Raw genomic sequence first — 20,411 nt, forward strand, 5'->3', positions numbered from 1 at the left:
CCAAACCCCTGTGGGAGCGGGCTTGCTCGCGAATGCAATCCGTCAGTCATAGATGAGCTGACTGATCCAGCGCTTTCGCGAGCAAGCCCGCTCCGACAGTAATGCAGACCGTGTTTCTCCAGGTTGTACTGGTGGGAGCTTCACCATGTTGAACACCCTTCTTCCAATCCTGTTGTTCGCCGCCCTGGGCCTTGGTGTCCTTGGCGCGTTGCGGCGGGTGGCCATGTGGCGTCGGGGCCGGGCCTCGAAGGTCGACCTGATCGGCGGCCTGTTCGCCATGCCCAAGCGTTACATGGTCGATTTGCACCATGTCGTCGCGCGGGACAAATACATCGCCAACACCCACGTGGCCACGGCCGGCGGTGCGGTGGCGTCGATTGTGCTGGCGCTGCTGGTGCACGGTTTCGGCCTGCATAACCGCATTCTCGGTTACGCCTTGCTGCTAATGACGGCGGTGATGTTCGTCGGCGCGATTTTCGTTTATCTGCGTCGGCGCAACCCGCCAGCGCGGTTGTCGAAAGGCCCTTGGATGCGCCTGCCGAAAAGCTTGCTGGCATTCTCGGCGTCGTTCTTTTTGCTGACTTTGCCCGTTGCCGGAATCCTGCCAGAGAACTTCGGTGGCTGGGTGCTCGCGGCCATTTTGGCGATTGGTGTGCTGTGGGGCGTGTCGGAACTGTTCTTCGGCATGACTTGGGGCGGGCCGATGAAACACGCCTTTGCCGGCGCTTTGCATTTGGCTTGGCACCGTCGCGCTGAGCGTTTTGGCGGCGGTCGTTCCACCGGTTTGAAGCCTTTGGATCTGAACGATCCGAGTGCTCCGCTGGGTGTTGAGAAACCCAAGGATTTCACCTGGAATCAGTTGCTCGGTTTCGACGCCTGCGTGCAGTGCGGTAAATGCGAAGCCGCATGCCCGGCGTTCGCCGCTGGCCAGCCACTGAACCCGAAAAAACTCATTCAGGACATGGTCGTCGGCCTCGCGGGCGGCACCGATGCAAAATTCGCCGGCAGCCCGTATCCCGGCAAACCCATTGGCGAACACAGCGGCAATCCGCATCAACCAATCGTCAACGGTCTGGTCGACGCCGAAACCCTGTGGTCGTGCACCACCTGCCGCGCCTGCGTCGAGGAATGCCCGATGATGATCGAGCACGTCGATGCCATCGTCGACATGCGCCGCCATCTGACCCTGGAAAAAGGCGCGACCCCGAACAAGGGCGCCGAAGTTCTCGAAAACCTCATCGCCACCGACAACCCCGGCGGTTTCGCCCCGGGCGGGCGGATGAACTGGGCGGCGGACTTGAACCTCAATTTGCTCAGCGAAAAGAAATCCACCGACGTGCTGTTCTGGGTCGGCGACGGCGCGTTCGACATGCGCAACCAACGCACTCTGCGCGCCTTCGTCAAAGTGCTGAAAGCGGCGAAAATCGACTTCGCCGTGCTCGGTCTTGAAGAGCGTGACAGCGGCGACGTGGCCCGACGTCTCGGCGATGAAGCAACCTTCCAGTTGCTCGCCAAACGCAACATCCAGACCCTGGGCAAATACAGCTTCAACCGCATCGTCACCTGCGATCCGCACAGTTTCCATGTGCTGAAAAACGAGTACGGCGCGTTCGACGGCAATTACTTGGTGCAACATCACAGCACCTACATGGCGGAAATCATTCAGGCCGGCGCACTCAATCTCGGTCAGCACAAAGGCAACAGCGTGACCTATCACGATCCGTGCTACCTCGGCCGCTACAACGGCGAGTACGAGGCGCCGCGTGAAGTGCTGCGCGCGCTCGGCATTGAAGTCAAAGAGATGCAGCGTTCCGGCTTCCGCTCACGCTGCTGCGGCGGTGGCGGCGGGGCGCCGATCACTGACATTCCGGGCAAGCAACGGATTCCCGACATGCGCATGGAGGACATCCGCGAGACCGGCGCCGAACTGGTGGCCGTGGGTTGTCCACAATGCACGGCGATGCTCGAAGGCGTAGTCGAACCGCGTCCGCTGATCAAGGACATTGCCGAACTGGTGGCCGACGCGCTGCTCGAAGACGCCGCGCCAAGCAAGCCTGCGACCCCGGCCAAACGTGAACCTGCGGAGGCCCACTGATGAGCGACATTATCCGCCGCGACCCGCGCGCCGAATGGATTGCGCGTAACCGTTTGCACCCGCTGCACGCGGCGATGCAACCGGCGCAGCACAGCTGGATGGGGCCGAATGGCGTCATCCGCAAGAACCTGCACGGCATGGGTTTTATCGGCCCCAACGGCATCAAACGTATTGACCGCAGCGGCGCGCAACAGGGCGGGGCGGTCAAACGTTCGGCGGCTGTGGAAGTGCAATTGCCGCTGCATCAAGTGCCGGCCCCGGCGTTTTACATCAGCGTGGTGCCGGACATGGTCGGTGGCCGCCTGAGCAGTCACGACCGCGATTTGCTTGGCCTCGCCCATCAACTGGCCGGCAAGGATGGCGCGGTGTTGGCGGTGGTCTTTGGCGAGCATAAGGAAAACGCGTTCGCTACTGCTGGCGTCGATCGTTTGTTGGTGCTCGAAGGTGAAGCCTTCAGCGGTTATGCACCGGAGCAGCGCGTGCAAGGTTTGCGTGCTGTGGATAACCAGTTCAATCCGCGTCACTGGCTGCTACCGGACAGTCGCAGCGGTGGCGGTGAACTCGGTCGACGCTTCGCCGCTGCTCTGGGTGAACGCCCGGCGACGCGGGTCTGGCAGGTCAAGGATCAGGAGTGCATCGGCCGCGCCGGTGCTGGCTTGCAGGATCTTGCACGTCCGCTCGCGCGGTTGATTCTGGCGTCGGCGGAATGTGCCGAACCGGTCAGCGAAACCCGTCATGAAGCGTTGCCGGTTGAGTTATCCACAAGCGTCGCGCGCAGCCTGTCGCGGATCGAAGATCTTGGCGCAGTGGCGGTCGACCCCGCAGCGATTCCGATGGCCGAAGCGGAGTTCATTTTCTCCGGCGGTAACGGCGTCAAGGATTGGGCGCTGTTCCACGAAACGGCTGCCGCACTCGGCGCCACCGAAGGCGCTTCGCGGGTGGCGGTGGACGATGGCTTTATGGCGCGAGATCGCCAGGTCGGCGCGTCCGGCACCTGGGTCACCGCGCGGGTGTATGTCGCTGTGGGTATCTCGGGGGCGATCCAGCATCTGCAGGGCATTGGCGCCTGCGACAAGGTCGTGGCGATCAACCTCGATCCCGGTTGCGACATGATCAAACGCGCCGACCTCTCGGTGATCGGCGAAAGCGCAGAGATTCTTCAAGCCTTGATCGCGGCGGTGGCGGCTTACCGCAACGACGCCAAGCGCGATGCGGCTTAAGGAAACGCTATGAACACGAACGTTATCAGTCTGGTTTCAATCGGCGCTCACCCGACCTCCGGCCGGCCACGTCGCGCCGAGCAAGATGCGCGCGCTGTGGAGTTGGGCCTGCAGCTCGCTGGGGATAACCTGCAAGTGCTGCATGCCGGCGATGTTGCCGAACCTGCGTTGCGCGCCTATCTGGGCATGGGCCTGGAACAGATGCATGTGCTTGAGCAACCGACTGGCGCTGATGCGTTGCCGGCGCTGACCGCGTATCTGCGCAATGCAGGGGCGCAAGTGGTGCTGACCGGCAGCCAGGCCGAAACCGGTGAAGGCTCGGGGATGTTGCCGTTTCTGCTCGCCGAAGGTTTGGGCTGGCCGTTGGTGGTCGGGTTGGCGCAGGTTGAGTCGATCAATGATGGATCGGCGCTGGTGCTGCAGGCTTTGCCGCGTGGGCAACGACGTCGCTTGAAGGTGAAATTGCCGTTTCTGGCGACTGTGGATAACGCTGCGCCGAAACCTCGGCAGAGTGCTTACGGCCCAGCGCGTCGTGGCGTATTGGAGGCTGACGACGTCGAGATTGTTGACGATGAACTCCTCTCCGTCGCGACCCTGCAACCGGCCAAACCACGGCCAAAACGCCTGAAAGTGATCAAAGCCAAAAGCGGTGCTGACCGGATGAAAGCCGCCACAGCAAAAGCCAGCGGCGGCGGTGGGCAAGTGCTCAAAGGCGTCACCCCACAGGCCGGTGCCGAAGCCATCCTCAAACTCCTCATCGAAGAAGGCGTCGTCCGCTGACCCCACACCATTCTCATTGTGGGAGCGGGCTTGCTCGCGAAAGCAGTGTGTCAGGCGACATTAGTGTTGAATGACACGGCCTCTTCGCGAGCAAGCCCGCTCCCACAGGTATCTGTGTTGGCCAGGCTGTCACTTGTGGACATGAAAAATCCCCGGCATTCCTTTGCGATCAGCTTCAACCACAGGTTAAAACACCCGCTCAAACCCCCGAGGAGTCAAGTGAATGACTGTTGAGTTTCGACCTGCCCGGCGCACGGATGCGCGCGACATTGCGCGTTTGTTTCAGATCTCTTCGGAGGGTGCCTCGGATTACGTCTGGAGCCAATTGGCCGAGCCGGGCGAGGCCTTGCTGGATGTCGGTGAGCGGCGCTATGCCCGCGATGATGTGGATTTTTCCTGGCAGAACTGCCTGATCGCTGAGGCCGACGGCCGCGTGGTTGGCATGATGCACAGTTACGTCACGCGCGAAGATCCAGACCCGACCCCGCCCACCGACCCCGTGCTGGCGCCATACGCCGACATGGAAGTGGCGGACACGCTGTACATCTCCAGCCTCGCGCTGCACGAAGGTTGGCGAAATCAAGGGTTGGGCGTGCGCTTCCTCCAGCATGCCCAGGCCCGCGCCGATCAGCTCGCGCTCAAAGGTCTGAGCCTGATCGACTACGCCGCCAACACCGGCGCCCGCCGCTTCTATGAGCGGCATGGCTTCGGCATCGTCAAAACCTGCCATGTGGTTCCGCATCCGATGATCCGGGTGACGGGTGAGGCCTATCTGATGCACCGAGCATGAATCCGGTTATCCACTGACGAGGGTTTACACACAATCCCTGTTGGTCAGTCTGTGGATAACGTGTTCGCCCTTCGCTGTAAGTCATGTCTGCCGTGGCTTGCAGGCTTCAGATCAAAAAACAACCAGCCTAAGTTACGGTTTTTACGGGATTTTTCTGCGGGATAACTGCGTAAGTTACCCCCGATCTCTGTTGGCGCTTCTGTGGATAAGATGTTCGCTAACCCCTGAGAGCTATATAAAACGTGGCTTTCAGAGATTTGTTCAATAACTGATCAATTTGCGCTTTTGACCTGATGAATTGCCTGTAACGCCTGATATTTCGCAGTCTTCAGGGCTTTTCCACAGCAGGTGCAAAGTTACCCCCGATCTCTGTTGGTGCTTCTGTGGATAAGGTGTTCGCCATCCGCTGTGCGCCACGAATGGCGTGGCTTGCGGGCTATTGATCAAAAAACGATCAATGTATTTTCAAAACCGCACTTCTGGATAAGTCACGGTTTTTCTTTGCAAATCAGTGGGATATTTTTCGAGTCATCCACAGTTGTCCCCATTTGCTGTGGGTGGGTGTGTGGATAACTTGTTTGCTGAAGGCTGGGGGGCTTGGTGGGTATGGGGTGCGGGGTGGTTGATCAGAAATTGTGCAATCAAGGTTTAGGGATGTGGTGAATGTGAGATAGCTATCGCGAGCAGGCTCACTCCTACAGGGGAACGCATTCCACCTGTAGGAGCTGCCGAAGGCTGCGATCTTTTGATCTTGCTCAGCCCTGAACCGGGACACCTTTGAGGTAAGGCGCAGGTTCAGCCCCAAGGTTGTTCAGCAAGCGCTCGCTGTACCAATCAACAAAATTCACCACACCAAACTCATAGGTCTTCGAATAAGGCCCAGGCTGATACGCCGTCGAGTTGATCCCGCGCTGGTTCTCCTCAGCCAGACGCCGATCCTGATCATTGGTCGCATCCCACACCTGACGCATGCGATCAACATCGTAATCCACACCCTCAACCGCATCCTTGTGCACGATCCACTTGGTGGTGACCATGGTTTCCTGCGCGCTGATCGGCCACACGGTGAAGACGATGATGTGGTCGCCCATGCAGTGGTTCCACGAATGCGGCAGGTGCAGGATGCGCATCGAGCCGAGATCCGGGTTCTTGATGCGGCCCATCAGTTTCGCGCAGCCCTGTTTGCCGTCGAGGGTCATCGACACGGTGCCTTTGAGCAGCGGCATGCGCACGATGCGGTTGCGCAGGCCGAAACTGGCGTGGGCGTAAGGAATCTTCTCGGCTTCCCAGGCTGCGGCGGAGGCGGCGACGTGATCCTTGAACGCCTGATCGGCGCGCGGGTCGGTGACGTCGTCCCATTCCAGCAGGGTTTTCAGCAGTTCCGGGTGCGACGCGTTGCAGTGGTAGCACTCGCGGTTGTTTTCCAGCACCAGTTTCCAGTTGGCCTTTTCCATCAAGGTGGTGGTGATCGCCACCTTGGTGTTCTCCATGTCGTACGGTTCCATGTAATGGTTCAGCGTCGACAGGAAGTCATCAATGGCCGGTGGATTCTCCGCCAGGCTGATAAAGATGTAGCCGCCGGCGGTCTTCACGTTGACTGGTTTGAGGCCGTACTGCTTCATGTCGAAGTCGGCGCCCATTTCGGTGCCGGCGAACAACAGGCGGCCGTCCAGTTCGTACGTCCACTGGTGATAGTGGCAGACCAGTTTGGCGACCTTGCCCTTCTCGCTGGTGCACAGACGCGAGCCACGGTGGCGGCAGACGTTGTGGAACGCATGCACAACGCCTTCAGCGCCACGAATGACGATGATCGGGTTCTTGCCGATCTGCAGGGTCAAATAGTTGCCCTTGGCCGGGATCTCGCAGGTCATGCCGGCAATCAACCACTCTTTCTGGAAGATCTCCTGCATGTCGATATCGAAAAGGCGTTCATCGCTGTAGAACGGTTGTGGCAGCGAAAACGTGCGCTCGCGCTCCTGGAGCATTTGCGCGGTGGCCTTGCGTGCGGGTTCCAGCGGATCGCCCAGGCTGATTTTTGCGGTGACGTCCATCGATGTGATCCTCATGGCCCTCTACGTGGCCGGCGAATGTGGCTAATCAGGGGTGCTGCAAAGTGGCTACGCAAGGTGTAAAGAATCTGTCTTGGTGTTGGGGCGAGTGTGGGCCCGGCGCGGGGCGCAACCTTATCCATGGGCGACATGATGCAATCTGTTCCCGACGCGCAACCCCCGGTGGTTGGGGGCTGGTCGCGATAAGTATGCCGATGTCGCGGATAGGTAAACGGGCGGTTCGCGCTATACGCAGAATCGCCGACATGAGGCCGACAGTCGGCCGTGGAGAACAGCATGTCCAACAGCTTCCTGAATCCGGTCACCACCCAGACCTGGGCCAATGGCCGACACATCGTCCGTTGCGTCAAAGTCATCCAGGAAACCTGGGACGTGCGCACCTTCTGTTTCATGGCCGACCAGCCGATCCTGTTCTTCTTCAAGCCCGGGCAGTTCGTGACCCTGGAGCTGGAAATCGAAGGCCAGCCGATCATGCGTTCGTACACCATTTCCAGTTCGCCGTCGGTGCCGTACAGCTTTTCGGTGACGATCAAACGGGTGCCGGGGGGCAAGGTCTCGAACTGGTTGCACGACACGCTGCATGAAGGGCAAGAGTTGGCGGTGCACGGGCCGGTCGGGCTGTTCAACGCCATCGACTTCCCAAGCCCGAAAGTCCTCTATCTCAGCGGCGGCGTCGGCATTACGCCGTGCATGTCGATGGCGCGCTGGTTCTACGACACCAACGCCAACGTCGACATGACCTTTATCCACAGCGCGCGCTCGCCGAAGGACATCATTTACCACCGCGAGCTGGAGCACATGGCGTCGCGGATCGACAACTTCAGCCTGCACCTGATCTGCGAGAAGCATGGCTTGGGTGAGCCGTGGGCCGGTTATCGCGGTTACCTGAACCACAAGATGCTCGAATTGATGGTGCCGGACTTCCTTGAGCGCGAGGTGTTCTGCTGCGGGCCGACGCCGTACATGAACGCGGTCAAGCGCCTGCTGGAAGTGGCCGGTTACGACATGTCGCGTTATCACGAGGAATCGTTCGGTGCGACGCCACCCGAAGCCCGTGCCGATGCGGTGGAGCAGGCGGAACAGGCAGCCGATGCACCGGAAATCGATATCGCCGATCTGCATCAGGTCGAGTTCACCTCGTCCGGCAAGAGCATCCGTGTGGCACCGGGCGAGACCGTACATGCGGCGGCGGCCAAGCTTGGGTTGATGATTCCGAAAGCGTGCGGGATGGGGATTTGCGGGACGTGCAAGGTGCTCAAGCTGGGCGGCGAAGTGGAGATGGAGCACAACGGCGGGATTACCGAGGACGACGAGGCCGAAGGGTTTATTTTGTCGTGCTGCAGTGTGCCTAAAGGCGACGTCCGTATCGATTTCTAATGGGCGACGCCATTCCAATGTGGGAGCGGGCTTGCTCGCGAAAGCGCTGTGTCATTCAACGGTGATGTTGGCTGATTCGACGCCTTCGCGAGCAAGCCCGCTCCCACAGGGGTTATGCGTTTTAATCGATGAACAGGTCGGGCATCAGGGTTGTGGTGCTGCCCGGTTCAAAGCGGTAATGATCAAATTCCGTCACGCCGCTCTCGCGCAAAATTTCTTCATCAATCAATAGCCGCCCGGTGATCTGCCGATCGCGGCTATCCAGAATCACATGCGCCGCATCCGCCATGATCGCTGGCGTTCGCGCCTGCTTGAACGACTCCCGGTTCCCCAGCTGAAACTCAATCGCCGCCGTGGCAATCATCGTCTGCGGCCACAACGAATTTACGCTGATTCCGTACGCGGCAAACTCCTCACTCATCCCCAGCGTCAACATGCTCATGCCGTACTTGGTCACCGTGTAGGGGCTGAACTGTGCAAACCACTTGCTCGCCAGATTCAGCGGTGGCGACAGATTGAGGATGTGTCCCGAGGATTTCTTCAGATAGGGCAGGGCGGCCTGGCTGCACAGCAGCACCGCGCGGGTGTTGATCTGGTGCATCAGGTCGAAGCGTTTGAGCTCGATGTGTTGCACACCAGTGAGTTTGATTGCCCCGGCGTTGTTTACCAGCGCATCGATGCCGCCGAAGTGCTCATTGGCTTGAGCCAGTGCTCGGCGCACCGCGTCCTCATCACGCACATCCACCTGCAACGCCAACGCCTTGCCACCCGCCGCTTCGACTTCAGCGGCGACGCTGTGGATGGTGCCGGGCAGTTTGGCGTGGGGTTCGGCGCTTTTCGCCGCAATCACGATATTGGCCCCGTCCCTCGCGGCACGCAGCGCAATCTCACGGCCAATGCCACGGCTGGCGCCGGTGATGAACAGGGTTTTGCCTTGTAACGACATGCCGATGCTCCTGCTTATTGTTATATGAGCGAAGGGCTCGACAGACAATGTAGACCAAGCAGATCAGGTAACGCTGTCTCCGCCATGATCGTTCCCACGCTCCGCGTGGGAATGCAGCCGTCGACGCTCCGCGTCATAGCGGTGTTAAGGATGTCGACAGTGGTGAGGCTGGAACGCGGAGCGTCCCGAGAGGCATTCCCACGCGGAGCGTGGGAACGATCAGTGCGGAGGTCGGGCGGACTCAATTTGCTCGTTCCCATGCTCCGCGTGGGAATGCAGCCCGGGACGCTCTGCGTCCCATCAATACCAGCACTGAACCTCAATAAGCCCCGGCATTCCCGCGTAGTCCCTGGCGCTCGAATAACGCCAATGCTCTGGCAAGTCCACATACCCGCGTTTCACTGGATTGTTGTGGATGTATTCAAGCTTCTGACGCATCACCGATTCGCTGTAGACCATTTCTGCGTGTGAACCTTCCTGCCACAACTGGTACACCCGATCCTGCTTATGCGCGCGTTTGCTAAAGCGCAGACGTTTCAGGACTTTGTCAGCACCTTTGCTTTGCAGATCATCGATGATTTGTCTCGCGGTGAAAGATTTGAATTGGCTGAGGCATTTACTCAGGTCGGGCGCCTGAGCGACGAAGTGAAGATGGTTTTCCAGAATCACGTAGCCGTACAGCTTCAAGTCATGGTGGGTCTGTTGATAACGCCAACAGTTGAGCAGGTGGTCGACGATGTACGGGCGGATGAATAACGGCAACCACTCCATGATCGTGCAAGTCAGGAAATGCGGTTTGTCGGTTTCAGTAATGGTGTAGCGGCTTCGGCCCATGGGATTCTTCCTTGAATCTTGCGGTGCGACGGGGATGGAACGCGGAGCGTCCCGGGAGGCGTTTCCACGCAGAGCGTTAGAACGATCAGGGTGAGGCGGGTGGGATGATCGCGCTAGAAGAGAAGTCTGGTATTACGGTGGGAAAAGTCATCCTCGGCCGAAGATCGTTCCCACGCTCTGCGTGGGAATGCAGCCATTGACGCTCTGCGTCATAGCGGTTTTTAGCGTCTGGGGATGGAACGCGGAGCGTCCCGGGAGGCATTCCCACGCGGAGCGTGGGAACGATCAGTGCGCTGGCGTCAGGTCAGGCGGACATGACTTCGCGGATGTCGCGGGCGAGTTCGCGGACGCGTTCTTCTTCGGTGTCCCACGAGCACATGAAGCGTGCGCCGCCCTTGCCGATGAAGGTGTAGAAACGCCAGTTTTTCGCGGTCAGTGCGGCGATGGCCGGTTCTGACAGTTGCAGGAACACGCCGTTGGCCTGCACCGGGAACATCAGTTCGACGCCGGGAATGTCGCTGACCAGTTCTGCCAGCAATTGCGCGCAGTGGTTGGCGTGGCGCGCGTATTTCAGCCAGGCGTCGGTTTCGAGAATGCCGACCCACGGTGCCGAGAGGAAGCGCATTTTCGACGCCAGTTGCCCGGCCTGTTTGCAGCGGTAGTCGAAATCTTCCGCCAGTTTGTGGTTGAAGAACAGAATCGCCTCACCCACGGCCATGCCGTTTTTCGTGCCGCCGAAGCACAGCACGTCAACGCCGGCCTTCCAGGTCAGATCCGCTGGCGAGCAGCCGAGGAAAGCGCAAGCGTTGGAGAAGCGCGCGCCGTCCATGTGCAGGTGCAGGCCCAGTTCTTTGCAAGTGGCGCTGATGGCGCGGACTTCTTCCGGGGTGTAGACGCTGCCGACTTCAGTGGCTTGGGTCAGGGTGACCACGCGCGGTTTCGGGTAGTGGATGTCCTGGCGCTTGAGCGCGACTTCGCGGATCGACTGCGGGGTGATCTTGCCGTTTTCAGTGCCGGCGATCAGCAGCTTCGAGCCGTTGGAGAAGAATTCCGGGGCGCCGCATTCGTCGGTTTCGACGTGGGCGGTTTCCGAGCAGATCACGCTGTGGTAACTCTGGCACAGCGACGACAGGGCCAGCGAGTTGGCGGCGGTGCCGTTGAAGGCGAAGAACACTTCGCAGTCGGTTTCAAACAATTGGCGGAAATGGTCGGACGCGCGCGCGTGTCGATTCATCGTCGCCATAAGCGCGCTGGTGGCCGTGGTTGGCCTGTTCCATGGCAGCCCAGGCTTCAGGGCAGATACCGGAATAGTTGTCGCTGGCGAATTGTTGGCTCTTGTCGGTCATGGCCGGCTTCCGTGGTCGAGACTCTTGTGAAGGCTCGTGGTCAATGATGGTGCGCACTTTACCGAAGATCTTCCGGGGAGCACACGAGATGTCGCTGTCTGAACATTACAAGGATGCAGGCCGATTATGCACCTGAGAAAACGCGACGGCGCGCTGGATCTGCTCAAGTGGCTGGCGCTGCTGAGCATGTTGCTCGATCACCTGCGATATGTCGGGTTCTCCGCCGATTGGCTGTACGTACCGGGGCGGCTGGCGTTTCCGTGGTTTTGTCTGGCGATGGCGGCGAATCTTTCGCGCGATGGTTCGCGGAAGATGGAATGGCGCTATCTGGGGTGGTTGTTGCTGTTCAGTGCGCTGAGCGAGATTCCGTATCGGTTGTACATTCCCGAGCCGGATACGTTGAATGTGATGCCGACGCTGGCGCTGGGCTTGCTGGTGGCGCGGGGGTGGCAGGATCCATCGGTGATGTCGCGATTGCTCGGTGTTGCTGCGCTGGCGCTGGCGATGGTTTTCCCGGAGTGGCTGATGTTCGGGTTCTTCGGGGTTCTGCTGCCGTTGGCGATGCTGCTGGTGTTTCGTCGGCCGTGGTATTTCAGCCTGTTGCCGGGATTGGTATGCCTCGCAGCGAATCAATGGCAAGTGCTTTACGACTCGGCGAGGTTTGGCAGTAGCGTGGCCATTCTTGGCATTGCCGCGTGTCTATTTGCGCCAGTGCTCGGAATGTTCCTGTTGCGACATGAGCGACATCTGCAGCCGCCGCCGATGCGTCGCTGGGCTTACGCCCTCTATCCCGCGCATTTCCTCCTATTGCTCGCCCTCCGCGCGGCATACACCTAACCCCTGTGGGAGCGGGCTTGCTCGCGAAAGCGGTGTGTCAGGCGGTATTGATGTCGACTGACACGGCCTCTTCGCGAGCAAGCCCGCTCCCACAGGGGTTCTCCGCAGTTTTGGATGATGTGTCCGACCAGCCTTTTCCAGCCATGTCGTAAACGCACCTTTGCGTGGCGTCCGCAGGCATTTGAGCTGTCTGCGCCGGTCATACCATCGGCATCAAAGGGCACTGCCGTGATTGCCAGTGCCTTACCGAGACGAATGGCGCACAGATGCCGCTGGGAGAGACGCGATGTTCAGCAAGCAAGACCAGATCCAGGGTTACGACGATGCACTGCTGGCGGCGATGAATGCCGAGGAGCAACGTCAGGAAGATCACATCGAGCTGATCGCGTCAGAGAACTACACCAGCAAACGCGTGATGGAAGCGCAAGGCAGTGGCCTGACCAACAAATACGCCGAAGGCTATCCGGGCAAGCGCTACTACGGTGGCTGCGAGCACGTCGATAAAGTCGAAGCACTGGCCATCGAACGCGCCAAGCAACTGTTCGGCGCCGATTACGCCAACGTCCAGCCACATTCCGGTTCATCGGCCAATAGCGCTGTTTATCTGGCACTGATTCAGCCGGGCGACACCATCCTCGGCATGAGCCTGGCCCACGGCGGTCACCTGACCCACGGCGCCAAAGTGTCGTCCTCGGGCAAGCTCTACAACGCTGTGCAGTACGGCATCAACACCGACACCGGTTTGATCGATTACGACGAAGTCGAGCGTCTTGCCGTCGAATCCAAGCCGAAAATGATCGTCGCCGGTTTCTCCGCTTACTCGAAGACCCTCGACTTCCCGCGCTTCCGTCAGATCGCTGACAAGGTCGGTGCGCTGCTCTTCGTCGACATGGCCCACGTTGCCGGTCTGGTTGCCGCCGGTCTGTACCCGAACCCGCTGCCGTACGCCGACGTCGTTACCACCACCACGCACAAAACCCTGCGTGGCCCACGTGGCGGGCTGATCCTGGCCAAGTCCAACGAAGAGATCGAGAAGAAGCTCAACGCCGCTGTATTCCCCGGCGCGCAGGGCGGCCCGCTGATGCACGTCATCGCCGGCAAAGCGGTGTGCTTCAAGGAAGCGCTGGAGCCAGGCTTCAAGGCTTATCAGCAACAAGTGATCGACAACGCTCAGGCGATGGCCAGCGTGTTTATCAAACGTGGCTACGATGTAGTGTCCGGCGGCACCGACAACCATTTGTTCCTGGTCAGCCTGATCCGTCAGGGCCTGACCGGTAAAGACGCCGACGCCGCCCTTGGCCGTGCGCACATCACCGTCAACAAGAACGCCGTGCCGAACGACCCGCAATCGCCGTTCGTGACCTCGGGCCTGCGCATCGGCACCCCGGCCGTCACCACTCGTGGCTTCAAGGTGACCCAGTGCGAAGTGTTGGCTGGCTGGATCTGCGACATCCTCGACAACCTCGGCGATGCTGATGTCGAGGCCAATGTTGCCCAGCAAGTGTCGGCCCTGTGCGCAGACTTCCCGGTTTATCGCTGAGTGTTCTGGAGTAACTGACTATGCAACGCTATTCGGGCTTCGGCCTCTTCAAACACTCCCTCAGCCACCATGAAAACTGGCAGCGCATGTGGCGCACGCCGACGCCGAAAAAGGTCTACGACGTGGTCATCGTCGGCGGCGGCGGGCACGGTCTGGCGACTGCCTACTATCTGGCCAAAGAGCACGGCATCACCAATGTCGCCGTGGTCGAGAAGGGCTGGCTGGGCGGCGGTAACACCGCGCGCAATACCACCATTGTCCGCTCCAACTACCTGTGGGACGAGTCGGCGCATCTTTACGAACACGCGATGAAATTGTGGGAAGGCCTGTCCCAGGATCTCAACTACAACGTGATGTTCTCTCAGCGCGGCGTCTACAACCTGTGCCACACCCTGCAGGACATCCGTGATTCCGAGCGTCGAGTCAGCGCCAATCGCCTCAACGGTGTCGATGGCGAACTGCTCAACGCCAAGCAAGTCGCTGACGAGATTCCGTACCTCGACTGCTCGAAAAACACTCGGTATCCAGTGATGGGCGCGACCGTTCAGCGTCGCGGCGGCGTCGCCCGTCACGATGCCGTGGCCTGGGGCTTTGCCCGTGCCGCCGACGCCTTGGGCGTGGACTTGATTCAGCAGACCGAAGTGATCGGTTTCCGCAAGGAAAACGGCGTGTGCATCGGTGTTGAAACCAACAAGGGTTTCATCGGCGCCAAACGTGTTGGCGTGGTCACCGCTGGTAACTCCGGGCACATGGCCAAGCTCGCCGGTTTCCGTCTGCCGATCGAATCCCACCCGCTGCAAGCGCTGGTGTCCGAGCCGATCAAACCGATTATCGACAGCGTGATCATGTCCAACGCCGTGCACGGTTACATCAGCCAGTCCGACAAGGGCGACCTGGTGATCGGCGCCGGTATCGACGGCTACAACGGCTACGGCCAGCGCGGTTCGTACCCGGTGATCGAGCACACCATTCAGGCCATCGTCGAGATGTTCCCGGTGTTGTCCCGCGTACGCATGAACCGCCAGTGGGGCGGCATCGTCGACACCACCCCGGACGCTTGCCCGATCATTTCGAAAACCCCGGTACCGAACATGTTCTTCAACTGCGGTTGGGGCACCGGTGGCTTCAAGGCCACACCTGGCTCGGGCAACGTGTTTGCCGCGAGTCTGGCCAAGGGTGAAATGCACCCGTTGGCCGCACCTTTCTCCATCGACCGTTTCCACAACGGTGCGTTGATCGATGAACACGGCGCTGCTGCGGTTGCCCACTAACAGGAGAAATCCCCATGTTGCATATCTTCTGTCCTCACTGCGGCGAACTGCGCTCCGAAGAGGAATTCCACGCATCCGGCCAGGCGCACATTCCGCGTCCACTGGATCCAGGCGCCTGCACCGACGAGGAGTGGGGCGACTACATGTTCTTCCGCGACAACCCGCGCGGTCTGCACCACGAGTTGTGGGATCACGTCGCCGGTTGCCGCCAGTACTTCAACGTCACCCGCGACACCGTGACCTACGAGATTCTCGAAACCTACAAGATCGGCACCAAGCCGCAATTCACCGACAAGGCTGATTCGGCGAAAACAGCCACGACGGCGCTGGGAGAGAAGGTATGAGCCAGACCAATCGCCTGTCCAACGGTGGACGGATCGACCGCAACAAAGTGCTGAGCTTCACCTTCAACGGTCAGAGCTACAAGGGCTTCGAGGGTGACTCGCTGGCCGCCGCGCTGATCGCCAACGGCGTCGACATCATTGGCCGCAGCTTCAAGTATTCGCGTCCTCGCGGCATCTTTGCTGCCGGTGCCGAAGAGCCGAACGCGGTGTTGCAGATCGGCGCGACCGAAGCTACGCAGATCCCCAACGTGCGCGCCACGCAACAGGCGCTGTATCAAGGTCTGGTCGCGACCAGCACCAACGGCTGGCCGAGCGTCAACAACGACATGATGGGCATTCTCGGCAAGGTCGGCGGCAAGCTGATGCCGCCGGGTTTCTACTACAAAACCTTCATGTACCCGCAATCGTTCTGGATGACCTACGAGAAGTACATTCGCAAGGCTGCCGGTCTTGGCCGCTCGCCGACCGAAGTCGATCCGGACACTTACGACTACATGAACCAGCACTGCGACGTGCTGATCGTCGGCGCTGGCCCGGCCGGTCTCGCCGCTGCCTTGGCCGCTGCGCGCAGCGGTGCCCGAGTGATTCTTGCCGATGAGCAGGAAGAGTTCGGCGGCAGCCTGCTCGACTCGCGTGAAAGCCTCGACGGCAAACCGGCGATGGAATGGGTCGCCAGCGTCATCACCGAATTGAAGAACACTCCGGACGTGCTGCTGTTGCCGCGCGCCACGGTCAACGGTTACCACGACCACAACTTCCTGACCATTCACGAACGCCTTACCGATCACCTCGGTGACCGTGCGCCGATTGGTCAGGTGCGTCAGCGTATTCACCGGGTTCGCGCCAAGCGTGTCGTGCTGGCGACCGGTGCTTGCGAGCGTCCGCTGGTTTACGGCAACAACGATGTGCCGGGCAACATGCTTGCCGGTGCGGTGTCGACTTACGTGCGCCGTTATGGCGTGGCACCGGGCAAGAAACTGGTGCTGTCGACCAACAACGATCACGCCTATCGCGTTGCTTTGGATTGGCTCGATGCCAGTCTGCAAGTGGTCGCCATCGCCGATGCGCGCAGCAATCCGCGTGGTGCGCTGGTGGAAGAGGCGCGTGCCAAAGGCATTCGGATTCTCACTGGCAGCGCCGTGATTGAAGCCCGTGGGAGCAAGCGTGTTACCGCTGCTCGTGTTGCCGCGATTGATGTCAAAGCCCACGCCGTGACCAGTCCGGGCGAATGGCTTGATTGCGATGTGGTAGCCAGTTCCGGCGGTTACAGCCCTGTCGTCCACCTGGCTTCGCACCTCGGTGGCAAGCCGACCTGGCGTGAAGACATCCTCGGTTTCGTACCGGGCGAAGCACCGCAGAAACGCGTGTGCGTCGGTGGCATCAACGGCGTTTACGGTCTCGGCGATTCCCTCGCTGACGGTTTTGAAGGTGGCGTGCGCGCTGCCAGTGAAGCCGGTTTCGCCGCGGTTGAAGGCACCTTGCCGAAAGCCCTCAGCCGTCATGAAGAACCGACGCTGGCGCTGTTTCAGGTGCCACATGAAAAGAACACCGCACGGGCGCCGAAGCAATTCGTCGACCTGCAGAACGACGTCACCGCTGCTGCTATTGAGCTGGCAACTCGTGAAGGTTTCGAGTCGGTCGAACACGTCAAACGCTACACCGCGCTGGGCTTCGGCACCGATCAGGGCAAGCTCGGCAACGTCAACGGTCTGGCCATCGCGGCCCGTTCGCTGAACGTGACCATCCCGCAGATGGGCACCACGATGTTCCGCCCGAACTACACGCCGGTAACTTTCGGCGCCGTGGCCGGTCGTCACTGTGGGCACATCTTCGAACCGGTGCGTCACACCGCGCTGCATGCCTGGCATGTGAAAAATGGCGCAGAGTTTGAAGACGTCGGTCAGTGGAAACGCCCATGGTACTTCCCGAAAAACGGTGAAGACCTGCACACCGCCGTGAAGCGCGAATGCAAAGCCGTGCGCGACAGCGTCGGCCTGCTCGACGCCTCGACCCTCGGCAAGATCGACATCCAGGGTCCGGATGCCCGCGAGTTTCTTAACCGCGTGTACACCAACGCCTGGACCAAGCTCGACGTGGGCAAGGCTCGCTACGGTTTGATGTGCAAAGAAGACGGCATGGTCTTCGACGACGGTGTCACGGCGTGCCTGGCCGACAACCATTTCGTCATGACCACCACCACTGGCGGCGCGGCTCGCGTGCTGCAGTGGCTGGAGCTTTACCACCAGACCGAATGGCCGGACATGAAGGTTTACTTCACCTCCGTCACCGACCACTGGGCGACCATGACCCTGTCCGGGCCGAATAGCCGCCAGCTGCTCAGCGCCGTGACCGACATTGATCTGAGCAACGAAGCGTTCCCGTTCATGACCTGGAAGGAAGGTCTGGTCGGCGGCGTGCCGGCGCGGGTCTTCCGCATCTCGTTCACCGGTGAACTGTCGTACGAAGTCAACGTGCAGGCCGACTACTCGATGGGCGTGTTGGAGAAAATTGTCGAGGCCGGCAAGCAGTACAACCTGACGCCGTACGGCACTGAAACCATGCACGTTCTGCGTGCCGAGAAGGGTTTCATCATCGTTGGTCAGGACACTGACGGTTCGATGACCCCGGACGACTTGAACATGGGCTGGTGTGTCGGTCGCACCAAACCGTTCTCGTGGATCGGCCAGCGTGGGATGAACCGTGAAGACTGCGTGAAAGATCAGCGTAAGCAACTGGTCGGTCTGAAGCCGATCGATCCGAACGTGTGGTTGCCGGAAGGTGCGCAGTTAGTGTTCAACACCAAGCAGGTGATCCCTATGACCATGGTTGGCCACGTGACTTCCAGCTACGCGCACAACTCCCTCGGTTATTCGTTTGCCATGGGTGTGGTCAAGGGCGGTCTGAAGCGTCTCGGTGAGCGGGTGTTTGCACCGCTGGCCGATGGCAGCGTGATCGAGGCGGAAATCGTTTCTTCGGTGTTCTTCGATCCGAAGGGGGATCGCCAGAACATCTGACAGACCGAGTCGCGGCCTTCGCGAGCAAGCCCGCTCCCACAGGGGAATGCATTCCAAATGTGGGAGCGGGCTTGCTCGCGAAGGCGTCAGTAGATTCATCACAGAATTCAGCAAAGGTGCTTTATGACCACAGCCAATGTGTACCAACAACGCCCGACCACCGGGGCCAAGGCCGAGTCGTCGCTGCACCATGCCGACCTCGCCAGCCTGGTCGGCAAGGGCCGCAAAAACGCCGGCGTAATCGTGCGTGAAAAGAAACTCCTCGGTCACCTGACCATCCGTGGAGATGGTCACGATGCCGCATTCGCCGCCGGTGTCCACAAGGCCCTGGGCATCGAACTGCCCGGCGCGCTGAGCGTCATCGTCAAAGGCGAAACCAGCCTGCAATGGATGGGCCCGGACGAGTGGCTGCTGATCGTCCCGAGCGGTGAAGAGTTCGCCGCCGAACAGAAACTGCGTGAAGCGCTGGGCGATTTGCACGTTGCGATCGTCAACGTCAGCGGCGGCCAGCAAGTGCTCGAACTGAGCGGGCCGAACGTGCGTCAGGTGCTGATGAAGTCGACCAGTTATGACGTGCATCCGAATAACTTCCCGGTGGGTAAAGCGGTGGGCACGGTGTTCGCCAAGTCGCAGCTGATGATTCGGCATACGGCTGAGGACACTTGGGAATTGCTGATTCGTCGCAGTTTTTCGGATTACTGGTGGTTGTGGTTGCAGGATGCTTCGGCTGAGTACGGGTTGAGCGTTCAGGCCTGATAGATCAAGAGCCACCCCCTCACCCCAGCCCTCTCCCCCAGGGGGGAGAGGGGGAAAGGGAGCCGATCTCGGGTGTTTTTGCGATCTGCAGTCACCTTCATATTTTCAGGTCGGCGTAGCTCGAAAGAACACCTCGGTCAGTCCCCTCTCCCTCTGGGAGAGGGCTAGGGTGAGGGAAAAACCTGACACCCCGCATAAGAACAGGAGTCACCGCACCATGAGCCGCGCCCCAGACACATGGATTCTGACCGCCGACTGCCCCAGCGTCCTCGGCACCGTGGACGCGGTCACGCGTTTTCTGTTCGAGCAGGGTTGCTACGTCACCGAGCACCACTCGTTCGATGACCGCCTCTCCGGGCGTTTTTTCATTCGCGTGGAATTCCGCCAGCCTGACGGCTTCGACGAGCAATCCTTCCGCGCCGGCTTAGCCGAACGTGGCCAGGCCTTCGGCATGATCTTCGAGCTGACCGCGCCGAACTACCGGCCAAAAGTGGTGATCATGGTTTCCAAGGCCGATCACTGCCTTAACGACTTGCTCTACCGCCAGCGCATCGGCCAATTGTCGATGGACGTAGCGGCGGTGGTCTCCAACCATCCGGATTTGAAACCGCTGGCCGACTGGCACCAGATTCCCTACTACCATTTCCCCCTCGACCCCAACGACAAGCCGTCGCAGGAGCGTCAGGTGTGGCAGGTGATCGAAGAATCCGGCGCTGAACTGGTGATCCTCGCCCGCTACATGCAGGTGCTGTCGCCGGAGTTGTGCCGCAAGCTCGATGGTAAAGCGATCAATATTCATCACTCGCTGCTGCCGGGTTTCAAGGGCGCCAAACCGTATCACCAGGCCTATAACAAAGGCGTGAAACTGGTCGGCGCGACGGCGCATTACATCAATAACGATCTGGATGAAGGGCCGATCATTGCCCAGGGTGTCGAGGCGGTGGATCACAGTCATTACCCCGAGGATCTGATCGCCAAGGGGCGCGATATTGAAGGCCTGACCTTGGCGCGGGCAGTGGGGTACCACATTGAGCGGAGGGTGTTTCTCAACGCCAATCGCACGGTTGTTCTCTAGATCGCTTTCGCGAGCAAGCCCGCTCCCACAGTTTGATCTCAGGTGTGACAGAGATCTTTGTTTCAACCCAAATCCCCTGTGGGAGCGGGCTTGCTCGCGAAGAGGCCATAACTGACA

The 20,411-nt window shown here is 60.1% G+C and carries 15 protein-coding genes and 1 pseudogene; 12 read left to right on the forward strand and 4 right to left on the reverse strand.

The window, feature by feature from the left end; all coding sequences use genetic code 11:
- Positions 1-145: 145 nt before the first annotated feature.
- The 4 genes from dgcB (at position 146) to ACZZ0D_RS26685 (ending at position 4,885) form a co-directional block, all read left to right on the forward strand.
- Complete coding sequence (gene dgcB, locus ACZZ0D_RS26670) at positions 146-2,095, forward strand: dimethylglycine demethylation protein DgcB (protein ID WP_463554671.1); 1,950 nt, start codon at positions 146-148, stop codon at positions 2,093-2,095.
- A complete protein-coding gene (gene etfA, locus ACZZ0D_RS26675) occupies positions 2,095-3,315 on the forward strand; it encodes an electron transfer flavoprotein subunit alpha (RefSeq protein WP_053124554.1) in 1,221 nt (406 codons plus the stop codon). The genes dgcB and etfA overlap by 1 nt, the downstream gene beginning before the upstream one ends.
- A 9-nt stretch (positions 3,316-3,324) precedes the next feature.
- Complete coding sequence (gene etfB, locus ACZZ0D_RS26680) at positions 3,325-4,095, forward strand: electron transfer flavoprotein subunit beta (RefSeq protein ID WP_463554672.1); 771 nt, start codon at positions 3,325-3,327, stop codon at positions 4,093-4,095.
- Positions 4,096-4,318: 223 nt separating this feature from the next.
- Positions 4,319-4,885, forward strand: a complete 567-nt coding sequence (locus ACZZ0D_RS26685; protein ID WP_463554673.1) for an N-acetyltransferase family protein — start codon at positions 4,319-4,321, stop codon at positions 4,883-4,885.
- Between the two features lie 755 nt (positions 4,886-5,640).
- On the opposite strand, the gene gbcA is transcribed toward ACZZ0D_RS26685, so the two are convergent.
- Positions 5,641-6,936 carry a glycine-betaine demethylase subunit GbcA gene (gene gbcA / locus ACZZ0D_RS26690; RefSeq protein WP_053124549.1) on the reverse strand — a complete coding sequence of 432 codons (1,296 nt, stop codon included), beginning with the start codon at positions 6,934-6,936 and terminating at the stop codon, positions 5,641-5,643.
- A gap of 294 nt (positions 6,937-7,230) precedes the next feature.
- Between gbcA and gbcB the strand changes: the two genes are divergently transcribed.
- Positions 7,231-8,331, forward strand: coding sequence for a glycine-betaine demethylase subunit GbcB (gene gbcB, locus ACZZ0D_RS26695; RefSeq protein ID WP_064388155.1), 1,101 nt, complete (start codon positions 7,231-7,233; stop codon positions 8,329-8,331).
- A gap of 121 nt (positions 8,332-8,452) precedes the next feature.
- On the opposite strand, the gene ACZZ0D_RS26700 is transcribed toward gbcB, so the two are convergent.
- The 3 genes and pseudogenes from ACZZ0D_RS26700 to ACZZ0D_RS26710 form a co-directional block, all read right to left on the reverse strand.
- Positions 8,453-9,277 (reverse strand): SDR family oxidoreductase, encoded by an 825-nt coding sequence (locus ACZZ0D_RS26700; RefSeq protein WP_463554674.1) that lies wholly within the window; start codon positions 9,275-9,277, stop codon positions 8,453-8,455.
- A 300-nt stretch (positions 9,278-9,577) separates the two neighbouring features.
- Positions 9,578-10,111, reverse strand: a complete 534-nt coding sequence (locus ACZZ0D_RS26705) for an REP-associated tyrosine transposase (RefSeq protein WP_463554675.1) — start codon at positions 10,109-10,111, stop codon at positions 9,578-9,580.
- Between the two features lie 304 nt (positions 10,112-10,415).
- Positions 10,416-11,457 (reverse strand): annotated as a pseudogene (locus tag ACZZ0D_RS26710) (threonine aldolase family protein).
- A gap of 126 nt (positions 11,458-11,583) precedes the next feature.
- On the opposite strand from ACZZ0D_RS26710, the gene ACZZ0D_RS26715 reads away from it, so the two are divergent.
- From ACZZ0D_RS26715 to purU, 7 genes are all read left to right on the forward strand, one after another.
- Positions 11,584-12,294, forward strand: a complete 711-nt coding sequence (locus tag ACZZ0D_RS26715) for a TraX family protein (protein WP_463554676.1) — start codon at positions 11,584-11,586, stop codon at positions 12,292-12,294.
- Between the two features lie 286 nt (positions 12,295-12,580).
- Positions 12,581-13,834 carry a serine hydroxymethyltransferase gene (locus ACZZ0D_RS26720; RefSeq protein WP_008086924.1) on the forward strand — a complete coding sequence of 418 codons (1,254 nt, stop codon included), beginning with the start codon at positions 12,581-12,583 and terminating at the stop codon, positions 13,832-13,834.
- Positions 13,835-13,854: 20 nt separating this feature from the next.
- Entirely contained in the window at positions 13,855-15,105 is a 1,251-nt protein-coding gene (locus tag ACZZ0D_RS26725; protein WP_003206307.1) for a sarcosine oxidase subunit beta, read from the forward strand.
- 14 nt (positions 15,106-15,119) lie between these two features.
- Positions 15,120-15,449: a sarcosine oxidase subunit delta gene (locus tag ACZZ0D_RS26730; protein WP_007913119.1), complete on the forward strand. Its 330-nt coding sequence runs from the start codon at positions 15,120-15,122 to the stop codon at positions 15,447-15,449.
- Entirely contained in the window at positions 15,446-18,463 is a 3,018-nt protein-coding gene (locus ACZZ0D_RS26735) for a sarcosine oxidase subunit alpha (RefSeq protein WP_463554677.1), read from the forward strand. Before ACZZ0D_RS26730 ends, ACZZ0D_RS26735 begins: the two co-directional genes overlap by 4 nt.
- Positions 18,464-18,586: 123 nt before the next feature.
- Positions 18,587-19,219: a sarcosine oxidase subunit gamma gene (locus tag ACZZ0D_RS26740; protein ID WP_053124537.1), complete on the forward strand. Its 633-nt coding sequence runs from the start codon at positions 18,587-18,589 to the stop codon at positions 19,217-19,219.
- 217 nt (positions 19,220-19,436) lie between these two features.
- On the forward strand, positions 19,437-20,294 hold the full coding sequence (gene purU, locus ACZZ0D_RS26745) for a formyltetrahydrofolate deformylase (protein WP_008086918.1): 858 nt from the start codon (positions 19,437-19,439) through the stop codon (positions 20,292-20,294).
- Positions 20,295-20,411: the final 117 nt, after the last annotated feature.

It is taken from the genome of Pseudomonas sp. AC193 (genome assembly GCF_979258075.1).

Coding starts and splice junctions, on each gene's coding strand:
- dgcB (WP_463554671.1), top strand. CDS start 146: ATGTTGAACACCCTTCTTCCAATCCTGTTGTTCGCCGCCCTGGGCCTT.
- etfA (WP_053124554.1), top strand. CDS start 2,095: ATGAGCGACATTATCCGCCGCGACCCGCGCGCCGAATGGATTGCGCGT.
- etfB (WP_463554672.1), top strand. CDS start 3,325: ATGAACACGAACGTTATCAGTCTGGTTTCAATCGGCGCTCACCCGACC.
- ACZZ0D_RS26685 (WP_463554673.1), top strand. CDS start 4,319: ATGACTGTTGAGTTTCGACCTGCCCGGCGCACGGATGCGCGCGACATT.
- gbcA (WP_053124549.1), bottom strand. CDS start 6,936: ATGGACGTCACCGCAAAAATCAGCCTGGGCGATCCGCTGGAACCCGCA.
- gbcB (WP_064388155.1), top strand. CDS start 7,231: ATGTCCAACAGCTTCCTGAATCCGGTCACCACCCAGACCTGGGCCAAT.
- ACZZ0D_RS26700 (WP_463554674.1), bottom strand. CDS start 9,277: ATGTCGTTACAAGGCAAAACCCTGTTCATCACCGGCGCCAGCCGTGGC.
- ACZZ0D_RS26705 (WP_463554675.1), bottom strand. CDS start 10,111: ATGGGCCGAAGCCGCTACACCATTACTGAAACCGACAAACCGCATTTC.
- ACZZ0D_RS26715 (WP_463554676.1), top strand. CDS start 11,584: ATGCACCTGAGAAAACGCGACGGCGCGCTGGATCTGCTCAAGTGGCTG.
- ACZZ0D_RS26720 (WP_008086924.1), top strand. CDS start 12,581: ATGTTCAGCAAGCAAGACCAGATCCAGGGTTACGACGATGCACTGCTG.
- ACZZ0D_RS26725 (WP_003206307.1), top strand. CDS start 13,855: ATGCAACGCTATTCGGGCTTCGGCCTCTTCAAACACTCCCTCAGCCAC.
- ACZZ0D_RS26730 (WP_007913119.1), top strand. CDS start 15,120: ATGTTGCATATCTTCTGTCCTCACTGCGGCGAACTGCGCTCCGAAGAG.
- ACZZ0D_RS26735 (WP_463554677.1), top strand. CDS start 15,446: ATGAGCCAGACCAATCGCCTGTCCAACGGTGGACGGATCGACCGCAAC.
- ACZZ0D_RS26740 (WP_053124537.1), top strand. CDS start 18,587: ATGACCACAGCCAATGTGTACCAACAACGCCCGACCACCGGGGCCAAG.
- purU (WP_008086918.1), top strand. CDS start 19,437: ATGAGCCGCGCCCCAGACACATGGATTCTGACCGCCGACTGCCCCAGC.